The organism is Paenibacillus montaniterrae (assembly GCF_018403185.1).
Taxonomy (GTDB): Bacteria; Bacillota; Bacilli; order Paenibacillales; family Paenibacillaceae; genus Pristimantibacillus; species Pristimantibacillus montaniterrae.
In genome coordinates this window covers 1,095,435-1,110,014 of sequence record NZ_BOSE01000001.1, presented here as the reverse complement: position 1 = coordinate 1,110,014, position 14,580 = coordinate 1,095,435, and the positions used below count along the sequence as shown (strand labels likewise).

Below are 14,580 nucleotides of genomic sequence, written 5' to 3'. Positions count from 1 at the left end.
AAATCAGGTTGCATCAAAGCTCATTTGTTGCATATAATAAGAACGTGTGTTCTGGTTATATCTGAAATGAACGATGGGAACGCTGTTAATATCAGGCGCTTATGTAGGAGGTGCTGGAATGGACATAAAGCAAAAGCAGCATGAAATCGCAGAAGAAAAGCCTCGCCAATCCTCAAATGTGCCGCTGCAGGAGCAGTATGAATCAGAAGCAGTCAAGCAGTATATGGTGCTGGAGCTGGCGTTGCTTGTTATTGAGCATGACGTTAAGGTCATCGGCTTGTCCAAGTTCAAGCTTCCGCGTTTGTACGAGTCCATCCTGCGGGGGGTACAGGATCGCGTATTGCTCGATATGGCAGATTTGCGGCGGATGTTCCGTAAAAATGGTATTAAAATTTATGAAAAGCAGAGAATGGAGGATGGACTGCTGACCAAATACGTATGCCGAGGCTATCATCATAAAAAGTTTATGATGTGGAATGTCGTCAAGGTTGAGTGTGAGCAAATGCTTAAGCGTTACATGGCCCAATAATTCGAAAAATGTTCATCATTTTGTCATAAAGATGAAAAAATATTCACATTTGCTTAGTTAGTAGTTGAGAAAATTAAGCGATGTTAGTTAATATAGGAAGTAGACATTATGATATAGAAGGGGAGCACATTGTAATGCAGAAATGGATTATGTTTACGCTGGTATCGATTGCCTCTATTATGGCAGTATGTCTTGTTGCTTTCGGATTGCCAGACAAGCCTGTCGATGAATCTGCTTCATTGCCAGAGGGTGTAAGTTTGATGAAAATTGTTGCATCCAACGACTTTACATTTAACGAAGAGGAGTTTACTGCAAAAGTTGGCGACACTGTAATTATGCGTTTCTCTAACAAAAGCGGTATTCACGGAATTGATATTGCGGATCTAGGCATTTCCATGGACAAGGATAATGCGGAAACTGAATATACGTTTACTGAGCCAGGCGAATATTTAATTGAATGTAATATTCCATGCGGTCCTGGACACGGTACAATGACTGCAAAGCTAATTATTACGGAAGCTTAAAGAAAGAGCCCACTAGGGCTCTTTTTCATTAGGGGAAGTTTAAAAAGCGGGCTTTGATGACGATGCTGGGCGCTGTAGCTTAGTATAGGCAGCTGTAGGAAGGCTTGACTCGAGAGCGAAAAATGACGGTTGTCGTAACAAAACGACTAGGGTATCATTAAGGAAGTATTATGAGAGCATAAGGCAAGAATATTTGTCACAGAAGCTGTACATGCCCGGCATTTGGCTACGGCTATGTGCAGCAGTCTACCGACGATAGAGGCAGGCAAATCAAACATACGACACGTTTTGAGGAGGCAATTTAATTGATAACACATATTGTTTTTTTCAAGCTGAAGGATAATTCTCCAGAGAAGGTTGAAGTGACAGCACAGGTGCTGCGCGATATGGAAGGGAAGATCGAGCAGCTGAAATATATTGAGGTTGGAGTGGATATTGTTCATTCTGCTCGTTCCTATGATATTGCATTAATTACAAAATTTGATTCTATGGCAGATTTGGATGCGTACCAGGTACATCCTGTTCATCAAAAGGTGATTGAGCATATGAACGAGGTTCGCGAATCCTCCGTAGCTGTTGACTTTGAAAGTTAAGAGGGATAAATGCGATGCGCGACGTATATGAAATGGCCACTTACCTGTTTATTATTATTGCAAGCTGTTTTGTAATGGGCATATGGCTAAAACGTAAAGCAAAAAAGAAAAATGATTCAGAAAAGCAATAGCGCATTTGGAGAAGGTGGCGAATAGTAAATGTACTATGTGAATCAAGAGCAAATTGCAGTGCGCTTAAATACAATTGCTGGCTTAAGCGAAGCAATAGAACAGCTGCAGCAGCAATGGACAGGCGATGCCATCCAGTGTCTGGCTCAGGAACGCGCGCTGCATCTGGCAATTGAAATTGTAACCGATGTTGGCAGCTATCTCATTGACGGATTTTTAATGCGCGATGCCAGCAGCTACGAGGATATTGTAGAAATTACAGCGGGCGAAGGCGTCTATCCGGAAGGAATGGCGGATGTGCTCTTGGAGCTGGTTCGTTTGCGCCGTCCGCTAGTGCAGGAATATTTTCAGTGGCAGTCAGAGCAGCTGCATCCACTTATGAAGCAGCTGCCTATGCTGCTGCGGCAATTCAAGGATGCGGTTGAGCAGTACGTAGATAAAGAGCTGGTATAGCTGGAAAGGTGGGCTGTTATGAAGCAGACTGGTTCGACTCGAGATGCCATCATCTATAAGCTGCGTAGTCAAGGACGAATGCAGATCAGCGTAATAGCCCATCAGCTAGGACTTACTGAAATGGCGATACGCCGACATATGCATGAGCTGGCCAAGCAAGGCTATGTAGAAATTATTTCAATCAAGCAGGCTATGGGCAGACCACTGCATGCTTATGAGCTTACAGCGAAAGCAGAGGAGCTGTTTCCGCGAAATTATCAGCTGCTGACCGTGGATTTGCTGAGCGAGCTGGAAGAGGACCCGCAAACGAAGCCTTACATCGAGCTGATGTTTCAAGGCAGAAAACGCAAGCTGCTGCAGCGATATCGGCCGACCATGCAAGGGAAAAGTCTGGCGGCCAAGGTTCAGGAGCTGACGCAAATTCAACTGGCGGGCGGCTATATGGCTGAGGCTAAGCAGGATGAGCACTACTACTACATCGAGGAATATAATTGCCCGATTAAAGGAGTGGCGGATCGCTATCATCATGCTTGTCAATGTGAGCTGGAGCTGTTTCAAGAGCTGCTTGAAGCACCGGTAGAGCGTACGGAATGCCTCGCCAAAGGCGGAGCCAAATGCAATTATCGAATTCGTATTTCGAGTGATAAGAAATAGTGATCAACGCATGACGTAATCGTCATGCGTTTTTTTCATGAAATAGAGTGTCAAGACAAGCCCAAAATGATTATACTGTGTTACACAACTAGGCAGAAGTCTAGCTGGAAGCATTAGAGAAAACAGCAAGGGAGGAGCAGTTATGCCGCTTGAAATCAGCTTGCTCATTATGGCAGCAGCCTGCATCGTATTTGTCATTACTGTCCTTATTGCAATGCGCTTGTTTATGCTGCGTCTGCATGTTTTGACAGAAAAAACAATCGAGCTGCAGCGTGATTTGAACCAGCTTACCCAAGATTGCAGCAAGCTGCTGCAAACAACAGACCATACCGTGAAGGAAATTGGCGAGGCCGTTTCCACGGTCAATTACGTCGTAGGGGCAGCAAAAGGAATGGGGCAAAGCCTGGAGCAGACGGCTGGCGTTATGAAGAAAATAAGCGGATTGCTTTCACAGCGGGCTGCTCAATATGCAGAACAGGAACGAGACAAAAGACAGCTAGAGGATATGATGCAGTGGGCTGAGCTGGCAATGTCGGCATGGCAGCTTTGGCAAACTGGACGCCAAAAAAACAAGCAACCTGAGAGGAGAGAGTAGGATGGGTTTCAAAAACAAAGGAGTTGCATTTATTGTTGGAGCCGTAGCAGGCAGTGTAGTCGGCAGTGTTACTGCTTTGCTGTTTGCTCCAAAAAGCGGCAAGGAGCTGCGCAGCGATATTAAAGCTGGCACAGGCAAGGTGATCGAGGCTGGCTCAGAGGCATTCGATCATATGAGCGAAACAGTGCATGAGGTGGGCAAAAAGCTTGAGGAAGGCACAGCCAAAGTGGTACACAGTGCCAAGCAAGGCGTGCAAAGCGTAGTGAGCAGTGTAAAGCAGCGCTGCAATTCGGAGGATAGCCAGCAGCCTGAACAGGAGAAGCAGGGCGGCGAAAGCTTGCAGCAGGGGCATGACATGCTGCAGGAGCAAGGGGAAAGCTTGCAGCTGAATGAGCGGGAGCAAACCCTGCAAAATTAAGCAGCTCAGCGACTCAATTGCTTGAACAATCGGCGAGTTGAGAGGAAAGTGGTGGAGCCGTGCGAGGTCCGATAGCGGTATTCGATTCTGGTGTAGGCGGGCTTACAGTAGTGAAGGAACTGCTGAAGCAGCTGCCGCAAGAGGCTATAGTTTATTTTGGAGATACAGCGAGAGCTCCATACGGCCCTCGCCCTAAGCAGGAAATTATTCAGTTTACAGAAGAAATTGTACACGATTTGCAGCGCTATCATCCCAAGCTGGTCGTGATTGCCTGCAATACCGCAACAGCAGTCGCGCTCGATAAAGTAAAGAAAGAGCTCTCGATTCCAATAGTCGGCGTTATTGAGCCTGGCGCTCGGGCAGCACTGAAGGCTACGAAAACCGGGTATATAGCGGTTATAGGGACTGAAGGCACAATAAAAAGCAAGGCATACGATGAGGCACTGCTGACGCATGCTAGTAATGTGCGAATTATGAGCCAGGCATGCCCGGCATTTGTACCGCTCGTTGAAAAAGGCGAATATCGCTCGAGCAAAGCATATAGCGTTGTACAGGAAGCGATAGGACATATGCGCTCCTATCCGATTGATTGCTTAATATTAGGCTGTACACATTATCCATTTCTGTCCGACACCATTGCAAAGGTAATGGGCAGTGATGTAAAGCTGATTCATTCAGCAGAAGAAACAGCGCGCGAGGTCGGTGGCATCATAGCCGAACTAAACAAAAAAAAGCTGGAAGGCACAGCGATGATCAGCAGCCAGCAGAAAAGAACGAAGGAGCTGCAAAGATCCGAAATTGTTCATCGTTTTATTTGCAGCGGCGATCTGACAACATTTCGTGCAATTGCAGAAGAATGGCTCGGGCTGGAGCTGAAAAAGCGAAAGGTTATATATGAACGCAAGCAGCCATAGCATAGAATATAGCTTTAGGGGATGCGGTCGGCTTAAAGGCGAGTCGGCCGCAAGCTCGTTGCACTCAGGTCCAGGGGCAAGCTGGATTCAAGTCCAGTTACACATCCGACCTGCCATGCTATACTTTCTACAATAACCTCTAGACTGTTTTACAAGGACATTCATATAACAAAAAGTTGTAGGAGTGAGGACTAATGAGAAAACTGCTGTCTCTACGTCATTGGGGATCGACATTTTCATTAATTTACAGGCTGATTACTTCTCGTAAGGTCGCATTGTGGGAAAAGCTGCTTTTTATTGTTCCCGTCGCTGTGTACTGGATAAGCCCGGATATTATGCCGTTCTTGCCTGTTGATGATATAGCGTTTACGATGATTATTGCAGAAGCGTTTGCGAGTAGGATGGCTAAGAAGTATAATATAACGAGAGTGTAAATGAAGGGCATTGTAAAAGGAGCGGACAAGCTATGAAATGCAAAATATCAAGAAGTGCAGCAAAAGTGATCAGAGCCGAGCTGGAGAAGCCGGAAAGCGAAGGGAAGCTGCTTCGCGTATTTGTTACGCATGCGCATGGTGACCATGCACATTATGGCATGGGGGTTGATGTGCCGTCAGATCATGATGTAGTCGTATCGACGGATAGCGGAATTGATGTTATCCTTGAAAAAGGCAATGAATTTTTGGATGGTGTGCGCGTTGACTATTTCTACCTTCCAGAGGAAGGGTTTGTGATCACCAATCCTTCGAAAGGCAATCACGGGGATCATTAATTTTGTAACTTTGACAAATAGAATGGGAAGAGGAATTATGGCGGTAAATGACATAAGAGTTTGTGATAAATGCAGACATATGAAAATGAAGAGTACAGTTGCCAAGCTGGAAAAGCTGGCTCCCGACTCCGAAATTAAAGTAGGCTGTAAATCCTATTGCGGGCCGTGCAAGCGATTTGCTTTTGTATTCGTTAATGGCCGTTACATTAAAGGCGCGACGGAAGATGAAGCAATCGAAAAAGCGATGGCATATGTAAAAAAATAATAATAAAGTCCAAGTCCTTCACTTACGGGTTGCCATAAGCTGGAGGGCTTTTTGCTGACTGGAAGGTGCAGGGTAGTATGAATAGAAGCAGCTTACGCTGGTATTATGGCGGTTTCATTGGCATTCTAATAGCCGTTCTCGCATTTCAATTAATATGGCTGCCAGCTCCACTTGTGATGCAGCCGCAATTAGAATGGATTTCGGTTGTTGACTGGCTGTATTATGGCCTGCTGCTTATTCCTGTCTGCTGGCTAATAGGAGCATGGCAGACATTGCGCATGAAGCGCGCCAGCCTCCACGCCGCAGGAACTTCGGAAAAGCGCAGCTGGATGGCCTTGCTGCCGGCTCTGCTGATCGTGGCAGTCTCGATTGTGTTAATCATATTGCTGTTAAATCCACTGCAATATTTGCAGGCTGATTTGGCGCTATTGGCGGTACTTTTGCTGCTTGTTGGCTTCGAGCTGCTGCGCAGCAGGCTGGCGTTAAAAAAGCTGCTCGCAATGTTTGCTGGCTATGCTGTGGCGCTACTGCTTTTGCTTTGCCCTACAGGCTATCAGGTAACGTATCCTGCGATGACTATGAATATGAACCAATATGCGCAATTTACAGAAGCAACCGCTTCCGAGCAGCAGGGCTGGATCGACGGCGTACTCGTCTTTGACCGCCCAGCCTTCCCGATCGACTGGCTTTATGCCAAGCTGCTGCCGCAGGTCGAGCTGCGCAAGCAGGCGGCTGATGAGCCGGGCATTCGCGAAACGTACAGCCAGGTCGTGCAGATGAAAAATGACGCGAATCAGCTTGCGGCAGCGACTGCCTGGGAGCATGCAGGCAAGGGAAAGGCGATTTTGTTTGACGGAGTAGGCGTTATTGCGGTAGTTGCAGATTCTCCAGCAGATGGCGTCATTTATGCTGGCGATATCATTGAATCGGTCGACAACCATACGATCGTCAATCATCTTGCGCTGCAGCAATATATGAACAGTCAGATCAAGCCAGGCGATCAGATTGAAATTGAGCTGCGCAGAGCAGAGCAGCTGGTAACTGTAAAGCTGGAAACGATCGCAGCTGACGATGATCCGGCACGGCCCATACTCGGCATTATTATTCAGGATGCCTATCACATTGAACTGCCGCAAGGCATCGCGCTGTCGAGCTATTTGCTGCATGCAGGCGGACCTTCTCATGGCGCTATGCTGACCTTGGCACTGCTAAACCAGTTGACTGCCGGAGATATTACGGGCGGGCTGCATGTTGCCGGTACTGGTACAATTGAGGTTGACGGTCGTGTAGGCATGGTCGGAGGTATTCCGCAAAAAGCGTATGCCGTTAGCCGCACGGATGCCGACGTGTTTTTTGTACCGCTGGAGGGAGAAGCAGCGGCGCGAGCTGCGGCGCCTCAGCTTAATGTTGTTGCAGTAGAAACATTTGAAGATATTGTAAAGTGGCTGGAGCAGCACGCACCACCGCAAGCTCAGTAGAGGAACGACGCAAGGAAGGCTACCGCTGAATGAGGAAAAGCTGCCAGCGGGGCAGAAAGGAACGTCAGAAAGAGAAACATCAGGCCTTGCGCCTCCTTTTTGTCCTGGTAGTTCAACAAAAAGGAGCGCAAAAGCCTGTGCAGACGAGCCTGGCCGCGCAGCGTTGCTGGTGCTACAGCGTCAACCGCGCGTAGCTTTAGCATTCAAGAAGCATCTACGTGATGCTAAGCCAAGCCACAGCGCACCTCAGCTCATATTACGTGGGGGCAAAGGCCCAAAAAAGCTGTGCAAATTACATTGAATACGACCGTTGTACAGCTTGCGCTTCTTATCCGCTACCTTGCTCATATAGTGCTCGACGCTGGCGGACGGACTAAAAATAAAATACGACCATGTTGGATAATAAAGTGAAACTTTGCCAAGCTGGCGCAAAGCGAGCTCAGCTTCCTTATCATCGCCTAGACGCTCGCCGTATGGCGGGTTCGTAATAACAACGCCATAATCGCCTTGCGGCTTAATTTTCGAAACAGGCGCCACATGCAGCTTGATTTCCTTACCCAAGCCAGCGCGGCGCACGGCCTCCTGTGCAATTTCAATCGCATTTGGATCGATGTCCGAGCCTGTAATTTGCAGCGGCACATCGTCCTTGACAGCGTCGTATGCTTCATCGCGCGCTTCATCCCACAGCGCCTCAGGCACAAGCTGCCATTGCTCGGCATCAAAGCTGCGGCGCAGCCCCGGCGCAATATTCCAGCCAAGCATTGCGGCCTCGATCAAAATCGTGCCGGAGCCGCAAAATGGGTCATACAGTGGACGATCCGGCTTCCAGCGAGATAGCTGGACAATCGCAGATGCCATCGTTTCTCGCAGCGGCGCTTCGGTAGCAGCCTTGCGATAGCCGCGCTTATGAAGTCCGGAGCCAGACGTATCTATGGTTAGCAGCGCCTCATCGTTAAGCAAAGTAATTTCGATGACATAACGCGGCCCTTCCTCTGGAAACCACTCTGTGCCATGCTTTTCCTTCAGCTTCTCAACAATCGCTTTTTTTACGACGCCTTGCACGGCGGGAACGCTTGTAAGCTGTGATTTATGCGATCTGCCGTTTACAGGAAATTCCGCATCGGCCGGAATCCACTCATCCCAATTTAAAGCCTTCACCCCTTCAAACAGCTCATCAAAGGTCGTCGCTTTAAATCTCCCCATATTGACCAGTATGCGTCCTGCTGTGCGCAGCCACAGATTGGCGCGCGCAATATCTACGGCTTCGCCCTTGAAATTGACCCGTCCGTTTTCGGTAACTGTATCCGTATATCCAAGCTCCTTTAGCTCACGCGCAACAATCGCTTCAAGACCCATTGGAGCAGTAGCAATCAAATCCAGTTTCGACATTGTAGCAACACTCATTTCTTTATAAATATAGATCATTACTGCTTTGAACATGCACTTCAACTATCTTGTGCAAATAAGAAGGGTTCATTCACCTTTCTTGCCAGCTGTCCCTTAAAATCATACAATAAACGCTAGAGTAAAATATACATTAAAATAAAATTTAATGATAGATCATGCGAAGGAAGGACGTAAAGCAGTGACAATTGAGGAGCAGTACATCGATGGATTATATGAGCAGGATTCAGTTCTGGAACGGATTCGGCAGGCAACAACAGCAGCAGGCATGCCAGATATCGCAATAGCGGACGGCTATGGACGACTGCTGACGATGCTGGTGGAAATGAATGGAGTTAGCAAAGCGCTTGAAATCGGGGCGTTAGGAGGCTACAGCGGCGTATGTATTGCACGAGGCTTGAAGCAAGGCGGCAGCCTGACCTGCCTGGAGCTGCTGCCGCACTATGCTGAGGTTGCCGAACGAAATGTTGCTGAGGCAGGCTTTGCCGATATGATTCAATACATCGTGGGCGATGCCAAGCTAAGCCTGCAGCAGCTTGTCGAACGCAAGGAGCGCTATCAGTTTTTCTTTATCGATGCAGATAAGGAAGGCTATCCGCTATACCTGGACTATGCGCTGCAGCTTGCAGAGCCCGGGGCTTTAATTGTAGCGGACAATATTTTACTGCGCGGACGGACAGTCAATGAGCAGAAGCAGGGTCCAGCCGTGCAGGCGGTACGCAGCTTTAATAAGCAAATTGCAGCAGATCCGAGACTGCAAAGCACCATATTGCCCGGCTATGACGGGCTGGCGATAGCCAGAGTCAAGCAGCAGAGCTAGCCTTCAGCCTTGCTGCCTTGATGGAGCAAAGAGAACCATACCCAAACGCCGTTGAGCAGCATTAGCACCGCCGAAATAATAAAGAGCCCGTTAATGCCGATCCAGCCAGAGACAAAGCCGCCAGAAATCGGGGCAATCACATTGCCGAGACTGATTGTGCTGCTGTTGAAGCTGTACGTGCGCGTTTCCATGCCTCGCGGCGAATATTTGCCAAGCAGCGTATTGACCGTCGGCACCAGTCCGCCAAGAAATAAACCGAGACAGAAGCGGGCCAGCAGCAAATGCCACACATCGCTTGCCAGCGCCTGCGGCACAAAGCTGAGAGCAGAGCCGAACAAGCAAATCAGCAAAATCTTCTCTGCTCCGATAACGTCGCCTATTTTACCTAAGACAGGTGAAGCCAGCATATTGGACAAGCCTGTCGCCGAGCTGACAAGCCCGGCAAAAAATGCGAGATTGGTCAGCTCCGGGTTAAGCTCTTGAATATAAAGCGGTATGAGCGACATCGGACTCATATTGGCAAATTGGATGAGCAGCGTAATCATGAACAGCGCAGCAATTTGCGGCACAACTACGATTTGCTTCAAGCCTGCAAGCACTGAAATTTGCGGCTTGGCTGAGGCTTGCTTGCGATCGAAGCGCTCCTTGACGATAAACATGACAAGCATCGTCGCGACAAAAATGGATGCGCCCGTAATATAAAAGATGAAGCGATAGCCAATAGCATCTGCAAGTATTCCACCTATAAGCGGACCAAGAATCGTACCGGCAATTCCTCCAGATTGCAGCGTTCCCATAGCGAATCCGAGCTTGTTCTTAGGTGTTGTGGCAGAAACTAATGCTACTGAAGCGGGATTAAAGCCTGAGATGACGCCATTAAGCAGCCGCAGCAAAAGCAAATGGATTGGCGCGGCAGCAAAGCCCATTAAGCACATGACGATGGCCATGCCAAAGCCGGAGCGCAGCAGCATCAGCTTGCGGCCATATTTGTCGGACAGCTTTCCCCATAAGGGCTGAAACAAAAAAGCTGTAATAAAATTGCTCGAAAATATAAAGCCTGCCCAAATGGCAATTTCATGCGGATCACTCAGGCCTAGATCAGTTTGCAGGTACAACGTAAGAAAAGGCATAATCATAGTCATGCCCGACATTACCAAAAACTGACCGAACCATAATACAATTAGATTCTTTTTCCATTGTTCCATACGATTAGTATAACACGTTTAGCTAATAATCATTATTATTGAGTAAAGATTTTAATTGTCATTGGATTGTCAAACAGAATATGAGCTATTGGCTGTTAGTTTCTAGTAAAATGGGGCATAATGAGATAGAAACGATAACAAGTGAGATGAGGGTCATGAATGACGTACAATGATTTGTTTATCCGAGCTTGCATGAAGCAGGAAGTTGAACGTGTGCCGGTATGGTATATGCGTCAGGCAGGCAGATACGATCCTGAATATCGCAAAATTAAAGAGAAATATAGTTTGCTAGAAATATGCAGACAGCCTGAGCTTGCGGCAGAGGTTACGATGATGCCGGTGAAAAAGCTCGGAGTAGATGCAGCTATTTTATATTCCGATATTATGAATCCAGTAGCGTCAATCGGCATTGATTTTGATATCGTGGCGAATATTGGACCTGTTATACATAACCCGATTCGCAGTGCAGAGGATGTTGCGAGGCTGAAGCCAATCGATGTTGACGGTGATTTGTCGCATGTCATCGACACGATCAAAATATTGGTCAAGGAGCTGGAGGTTCCGCTTATTACCTTTGCAGGGGCGCCATTTACGATTGCCAGCTATTTAATTGAAGGCAAGCCGTCTAAAAATTATTTGCGGACGAAGGAGCTGATGTACAGCGCGCCTGAAGTGTGGCATCAGCTGATGGAAAAGCTGGGCGATATGGTCATTACGTATTTACGTGCGCATATGGCAGCAGGCGGACAGGCCTTTCAATTGTTTGACAGCTGGGTAGGCGCTTTGTCGCCGGCAGATTTTAGAAGCTTTGTGCTGCCTACGATTGAACGGATTTTTGCTGAGCTTAGCGATTTGCCGCAGCCTAAAATTTATTTTCCTGGCGTTGCCTCAGGAGAGCTGCTGCCAGAATTGAAAAATGTGCAGGCTAATGTAATCGGTCTCGATTGGCGAGTGCCAATTGCCGAAGGCAGACGCAGGCTGCAAAGCGGTGTAGCCGTGCAAGGCAATCTTGATCCGACGATATTGCAGGCACCGCAGCATGTTATAGAGCAGCACGCGGCAGCAATTATAGATCAGGGCATACAGCAGCCGGGCTATATTTTCAATCTCGGACATGGCTTATATCCTGAAGCTTCACTTGAAAAGCTGAAGGCGCTGACGGACTTTATTCATACTTACTCAGAGCAAGCGATTTCCAGACTGAAGTAGACGGTTAAGGGATAGGCACAGGTATGAGAAACAGGGAAGCAGCATAATATGCTTAGTTAATAAAAGTTTTAGGAGGGTTTGAACGAATGGGTCAAGCAGCAAAAATTGGCGTTCTTGTGATGTCCTACGGCACGCCAACATCTCTAGATAATGTTGAAGCTTATTACACGCATATTCGCCGTGGTCACCCGCCAAGCGAGGAACAGCTCAAGGAACTGGTGGAACGATATGAAGCGATCGTTGGCGGGGTATTTCCGCTGCGTGAAAATACAAATGCGCAGGTAGCTGCGCTGCAGGCTCGCTTGGATGAGCTGGCGCCTGGACGCTATCAATGCTTCCAGGGCTTAAAGCATGCAGAGCCGTTTATTGAGGACGGAGTTGAGCAAATTGCCAAAGCTGGCATCGCCCAGGCGGTAGGGATCGTGCTGGCGCCGCATTATTCCGTTATGAGCGTTGGCGGCTACATTAAGCGCGCACAAGCAAAAGCGGCTGAGCTGGGCGTTAAAATGTGCTTTGTTCACTCCTATCACCTGCATCCAAAGCTGATTAGCGCTCTTACAGACCGGGTAAACAGCGTTCACGAAAAGCTGTTGCCGCTTAGCGGCGACAAGCCTGTCAAGGTATTGTTCAGCGCACACAGCCTGCCTGAAAAAATTAGAGAGCTTGGCGATCCTTATGAGCAGCAGCTGCTTAATACATCCGAGGCGATTGCAGAGGCGGCTGAAATCGAGGATTGGGAGTTCACTTGGCAAAGTGCAGGCCGCACGAGCGAGCCTTGGCTAGGTCCAGATATTTTGGATACGATGGAACAAGTAGCCGAGCAGGGCTATAAAGCGATTCTATCTGCTCCAATTGGCTTTGTATCCGACCATTTGGAAGTGCTGTACGATTTGGATATTGAGGCGAAGGCAAAGGCAAAAGAGCTTGGCATCGCATTTGAACGAATTGAAATGTTGAATACAGATCCACTGTACATGGACACGCTGGCTGAATCAGTCATGACCGTACGTGAACAGTTAGGGAAGGAATGAGCATATGCGGAGTGCAGAATCAATTGATACGATTGTCGTAATTGGCGGGGGGATCAGTGGACTGAGCTCCGCTTTTTACTTGCGTAAAAAAGCGAAGGAGCAAGGAAAAGAGCTGCGCATTGAGCTGATCGAGGCCCAATCAAAGCTGGGCGGCAAAATCAACACGCTGCATAAGAAAGGCTTCGTCATCGAAAAGGGACCGGATTCCTTTTTGTCGCGCAAGCTGCCGATTATCGAGCTGGCCCATGAGCTGGGCATTGAGCATGAGCTTGTGCCTACCAATACTAAAGCTGCAAAAACGTATATTATGAAAAACGGCAAGCTGCACGAAATGCCTAAAGGCTTGGTGCTTGGCATACCGACCAGTATTTTGCCGTTTCTTGCATCAGATCTGGTGAGCGGACAAGGCAAGCTTGCTGCGCTGGCTGATTTGCTGAAGGGCTCGGAGGCGCGTGAGCAGGATGAGTCGCTAGGCGGTTTTCTTGCCCGGCGAATTGGCGATGAAATCGTGACAAGCATAGCAGAGCCGCTGCTGGCAGGCATTTATGCCGGGGATTTGTACAAGCTTAGCCTGCAGGCGACTTTCCCGCAATTTGCGGAATATGAGCGCAAGCATGGTAGCATCATATTGGGCTCGCGCCATAACCGAGCGATTATGGCAGAAAAGAACAAGGGCAAGCAGCCGGCAACATTTATGACCTTCCGCCAAGGCTTGACCTCAATGGTTGAGTCGCTGCAGTCGGCGTTAACAGATATAACCGTGCGCACTGAGACAAAGGTGGAGGCGCTTGAAAAGCATAACGGCCATTACGAGCTAAGCTTGTCAGGCGGAGAGAAGCTGAATGCGCAAGCGGTTATTATTACAACTCCTGCATTTGCTGCTCATCAGCTGCTGCAGCCGTATATCGAAAGCACAATGCTTGCTGAAATTGATTATGTGTCGGTTGCCAATGTTGTGCTGGCCTTTGACAAGACGAGCTTTGATGCAGAATTTGACGGCTCAGGCTTTTTAGTGCCGCGCTCGGAAGGGCTGCACATTACAGCCTGCACATGGACCTCCAACAAATGGCTGCATTCCGCTCCGGATGACAAAGTGCTGCTGCGCTGCTACGTTGGCCATTCTGAGGATCAGGAGACGGTGAAGCTTGACGATGAAGCGATTGTTGCAGCCGTTCGCAATGATTTGAAGCAGGTCATCGGCTTGCAGGCGACGCCATTATTTACAGAAATAACCCGTTTGAATCATTCGATGCCGCAATATCCGGTCGGTCATGTACAGGCAGTGCGCAATCTGCGGACTGAAATGAGTGAAAAGCTGCCAGGCGTATTTATTACAGGCGCTGCTTTCGATGGTGTTGGATTGCCTGATTGCATTCGCCAAGGCAAGGAAGCAGCAGAAATTATGCTGGACTATTTGGAGACTACTCATTCAAAATAACCGGATATAAAAACCGTCCTTTCTGAAATGATCGTGAGTTAACCTTCATTAAACAGGAAGAGACGGTTTTTGTGCTTTTTTGGCGCAGACCGTTATAAAACATAAAAAGCTATACTCAAGCAGTCAATTACAAGCTATAATGATAGAAATCT

General features: G+C 48.1%; 19 protein-coding genes. 16 read left to right on the top strand and 3 right to left on the bottom strand.

Annotation, left to right across the window (positions count from 1 at the left end; genetic code table 11):
- Positions 1–118 precede the first annotated feature (118 nt).
- The 12 genes from KJS52_RS05330 to KJS52_RS05275 all read left to right on the top strand — a co-directional run bounded on the left by KJS52_RS05330 (position 119) and on the right by KJS52_RS05275 (position 7,321).
- Complete coding sequence (locus tag KJS52_RS05330; RefSeq protein ID WP_213513637.1) at positions 119–529, top strand: YhjD family protein; 411 nt, start codon at positions 119–121, stop codon at positions 527–529.
- Between the two features lie 134 nt (positions 530–663).
- Positions 664–1,053 carry a cupredoxin domain-containing protein gene (locus tag KJS52_RS05325; RefSeq protein ID WP_213513636.1) on the top strand — a complete coding sequence of 130 codons (390 nt, stop codon included), beginning with the start codon at positions 664–666 and terminating at the stop codon, positions 1,051–1,053.
- Positions 1,054–1,358: 305 nt separating this feature from the next.
- On the top strand, positions 1,359–1,646 hold the full coding sequence (locus KJS52_RS05320; RefSeq protein WP_213513635.1) for a Dabb family protein: 288 nt from the start codon (positions 1,359–1,361) through the stop codon (positions 1,644–1,646).
- A gap of 159 nt (positions 1,647–1,805) precedes the next feature.
- Entirely contained in the window at positions 1,806–2,228 is a 423-nt protein-coding gene (locus KJS52_RS05315) for a DUF86 domain-containing protein (protein ID WP_213513634.1), read from the top strand.
- Positions 2,229–2,246: 18 nt separating this feature from the next.
- Positions 2,247–2,882 (top strand): helix-turn-helix transcriptional regulator, encoded by a 636-nt coding sequence (locus tag KJS52_RS05310; RefSeq protein ID WP_213513633.1) that lies wholly within the window; start codon positions 2,247–2,249, stop codon positions 2,880–2,882.
- Positions 2,883–3,024: 142 nt separating this feature from the next.
- Positions 3,025–3,477, top strand: a complete 453-nt coding sequence (locus KJS52_RS05305) for a DUF948 domain-containing protein (protein WP_213513632.1) — start codon at positions 3,025–3,027, stop codon at positions 3,475–3,477.
- Position 3,478: 1 nt separating this feature from the next.
- Positions 3,479–3,895: a YtxH domain-containing protein gene (locus tag KJS52_RS05300; RefSeq protein WP_213513631.1), complete on the top strand. Its 417-nt coding sequence runs from the start codon at positions 3,479–3,481 to the stop codon at positions 3,893–3,895.
- A gap of 59 nt (positions 3,896–3,954) precedes the next feature.
- Entirely contained in the window at positions 3,955–4,809 is an 855-nt protein-coding gene (gene murI / locus KJS52_RS05295) for a glutamate racemase (RefSeq protein ID WP_213513630.1), read from the top strand.
- A 194-nt stretch (positions 4,810–5,003) separates the two neighbouring features.
- Positions 5,004–5,243: a hypothetical protein gene (locus tag KJS52_RS05290; RefSeq protein WP_213513629.1), complete on the top strand. Its 240-nt coding sequence runs from the start codon at positions 5,004–5,006 to the stop codon at positions 5,241–5,243.
- Between the two features lie 32 nt (positions 5,244–5,275).
- Positions 5,276–5,578, top strand: a complete 303-nt coding sequence (locus KJS52_RS05285; protein WP_213513628.1) for an iron-sulfur cluster assembly accessory protein — start codon at positions 5,276–5,278, stop codon at positions 5,576–5,578.
- A 37-nt stretch (positions 5,579–5,615) separates the two neighbouring features.
- Positions 5,616–5,843, top strand: coding sequence for a YuzB family protein (locus KJS52_RS05280; protein ID WP_213513627.1), 228 nt, complete (start codon positions 5,616–5,618; stop codon positions 5,841–5,843).
- 77 nt (positions 5,844–5,920) lie between these two features.
- Complete coding sequence (locus tag KJS52_RS05275; protein ID WP_213513626.1) at positions 5,921–7,321, top strand: PDZ domain-containing protein; 1,401 nt, start codon at positions 5,921–5,923, stop codon at positions 7,319–7,321.
- Here KJS52_RS05275 and KJS52_RS05270 read toward each other — a convergent pair.
- Positions 7,315–7,524, bottom strand: coding sequence for a hypothetical protein (locus tag KJS52_RS05270; protein WP_213513625.1), 210 nt, complete (start codon positions 7,522–7,524; stop codon positions 7,315–7,317). The two genes, KJS52_RS05275 and KJS52_RS05270, sit on opposite strands and share 7 nt — an antisense overlap.
- 43 nt (positions 7,525–7,567) lie before the next feature.
- A complete protein-coding gene (locus tag KJS52_RS05265) occupies positions 7,568–8,710 on the bottom strand; it encodes a THUMP domain-containing class I SAM-dependent RNA methyltransferase (RefSeq protein WP_213513831.1) in 1,143 nt (380 codons plus the stop codon).
- 163 nt (positions 8,711–8,873) lie between these two features.
- Here KJS52_RS05265 and KJS52_RS05260 point away from each other — a divergent pair, with 163 nt between their 5' ends.
- Complete coding sequence (locus tag KJS52_RS05260; RefSeq protein WP_213513624.1) at positions 8,874–9,545, top strand: O-methyltransferase; 672 nt, start codon at positions 8,874–8,876, stop codon at positions 9,543–9,545.
- Here KJS52_RS05260 and KJS52_RS05255 read toward each other — a convergent pair.
- Positions 9,542–10,750: an MFS transporter gene (locus tag KJS52_RS05255; RefSeq protein WP_213513623.1), complete on the bottom strand. Its 1,209-nt coding sequence runs from the start codon at positions 10,748–10,750 to the stop codon at positions 9,542–9,544. The two genes, KJS52_RS05260 and KJS52_RS05255, sit on opposite strands and share 4 nt — an antisense overlap.
- Before the next feature lie 159 nt (positions 10,751–10,909).
- Here KJS52_RS05255 and hemE point away from each other — a divergent pair, with 159 nt between their 5' ends.
- From hemE to hemY, 3 genes are all read left to right on the top strand, one after another.
- The gene (gene hemE / locus KJS52_RS05250) at positions 10,910–11,959 is read left to right on the top strand and encodes a uroporphyrinogen decarboxylase (protein ID WP_213513622.1); all 1,050 of its coding nucleotides are present in this window, start codon (positions 10,910–10,912) and stop codon (positions 11,957–11,959) included.
- Between the two features lie 86 nt (positions 11,960–12,045).
- The gene (gene hemH / locus KJS52_RS05245) at positions 12,046–12,990 is read left to right on the top strand and encodes a ferrochelatase (protein WP_213513621.1); all 945 of its coding nucleotides are present in this window, start codon (positions 12,046–12,048) and stop codon (positions 12,988–12,990) included.
- A 4-nt stretch (positions 12,991–12,994) separates the two neighbouring features.
- The gene (hemY, locus tag KJS52_RS05240; RefSeq protein ID WP_213513620.1) at positions 12,995–14,428 is read left to right on the top strand and encodes a protoporphyrinogen oxidase; all 1,434 of its coding nucleotides are present in this window, start codon (positions 12,995–12,997) and stop codon (positions 14,426–14,428) included.
- Positions 14,429–14,580: the final 152 nt, after the last annotated feature.

Bases quoted from the DNA above. Each gene is read 5' to 3' on its own strand.
- KJS52_RS05275 (WP_213513626.1), top strand. From the start codon at position 5,921: ATGAATAGAAGCAGCTTACGCTGGTATTATGGCGGTTTCATTGGCATT.
- KJS52_RS05265 (WP_213513831.1), bottom strand. From the start codon at position 8,710: ATGTCGAAACTGGATTTGATTGCTACTGCTCCAATGGGTCTTGAAGCG.
- hemE (WP_213513622.1), top strand. From the start codon at position 10,910: ATGACGTACAATGATTTGTTTATCCGAGCTTGCATGAAGCAGGAAGTT.
- KJS52_RS05305 (WP_213513632.1), top strand. From the start codon at position 3,025: ATGCCGCTTGAAATCAGCTTGCTCATTATGGCAGCAGCCTGCATCGTA.
- hemY (WP_213513620.1), top strand. From the start codon at position 12,995: ATGCGGAGTGCAGAATCAATTGATACGATTGTCGTAATTGGCGGGGGG.
- KJS52_RS05255 (WP_213513623.1), bottom strand. From the start codon at position 10,750: ATGGAACAATGGAAAAAGAATCTAATTGTATTATGGTTCGGTCAGTTT.
- KJS52_RS05285 (WP_213513628.1), top strand. From the start codon at position 5,276: ATGAAATGCAAAATATCAAGAAGTGCAGCAAAAGTGATCAGAGCCGAG.
- KJS52_RS05315 (WP_213513634.1), top strand. From the start codon at position 1,806: ATGTACTATGTGAATCAAGAGCAAATTGCAGTGCGCTTAAATACAATT.
- KJS52_RS05310 (WP_213513633.1), top strand. From the start codon at position 2,247: ATGAAGCAGACTGGTTCGACTCGAGATGCCATCATCTATAAGCTGCGT.
- KJS52_RS05290 (WP_213513629.1), top strand. From the start codon at position 5,004: ATGAGAAAACTGCTGTCTCTACGTCATTGGGGATCGACATTTTCATTA.
- hemH (WP_213513621.1), top strand. From the start codon at position 12,046: ATGGGTCAAGCAGCAAAAATTGGCGTTCTTGTGATGTCCTACGGCACG.
- KJS52_RS05300 (WP_213513631.1), top strand. From the start codon at position 3,479: ATGGGTTTCAAAAACAAAGGAGTTGCATTTATTGTTGGAGCCGTAGCA.
- KJS52_RS05280 (WP_213513627.1), top strand. From the start codon at position 5,616: ATGGCGGTAAATGACATAAGAGTTTGTGATAAATGCAGACATATGAAA.
- KJS52_RS05330 (WP_213513637.1), top strand. From the start codon at position 119: ATGGACATAAAGCAAAAGCAGCATGAAATCGCAGAAGAAAAGCCTCGC.
- KJS52_RS05270 (WP_213513625.1), bottom strand. From the start codon at position 7,524: ATGCTAAAGCTACGCGCGGTTGACGCTGTAGCACCAGCAACGCTGCGC.
- KJS52_RS05260 (WP_213513624.1), top strand. From the start codon at position 8,874: ATGATAGATCATGCGAAGGAAGGACGTAAAGCAGTGACAATTGAGGAG.
- KJS52_RS05325 (WP_213513636.1), top strand. From the start codon at position 664: ATGCAGAAATGGATTATGTTTACGCTGGTATCGATTGCCTCTATTATG.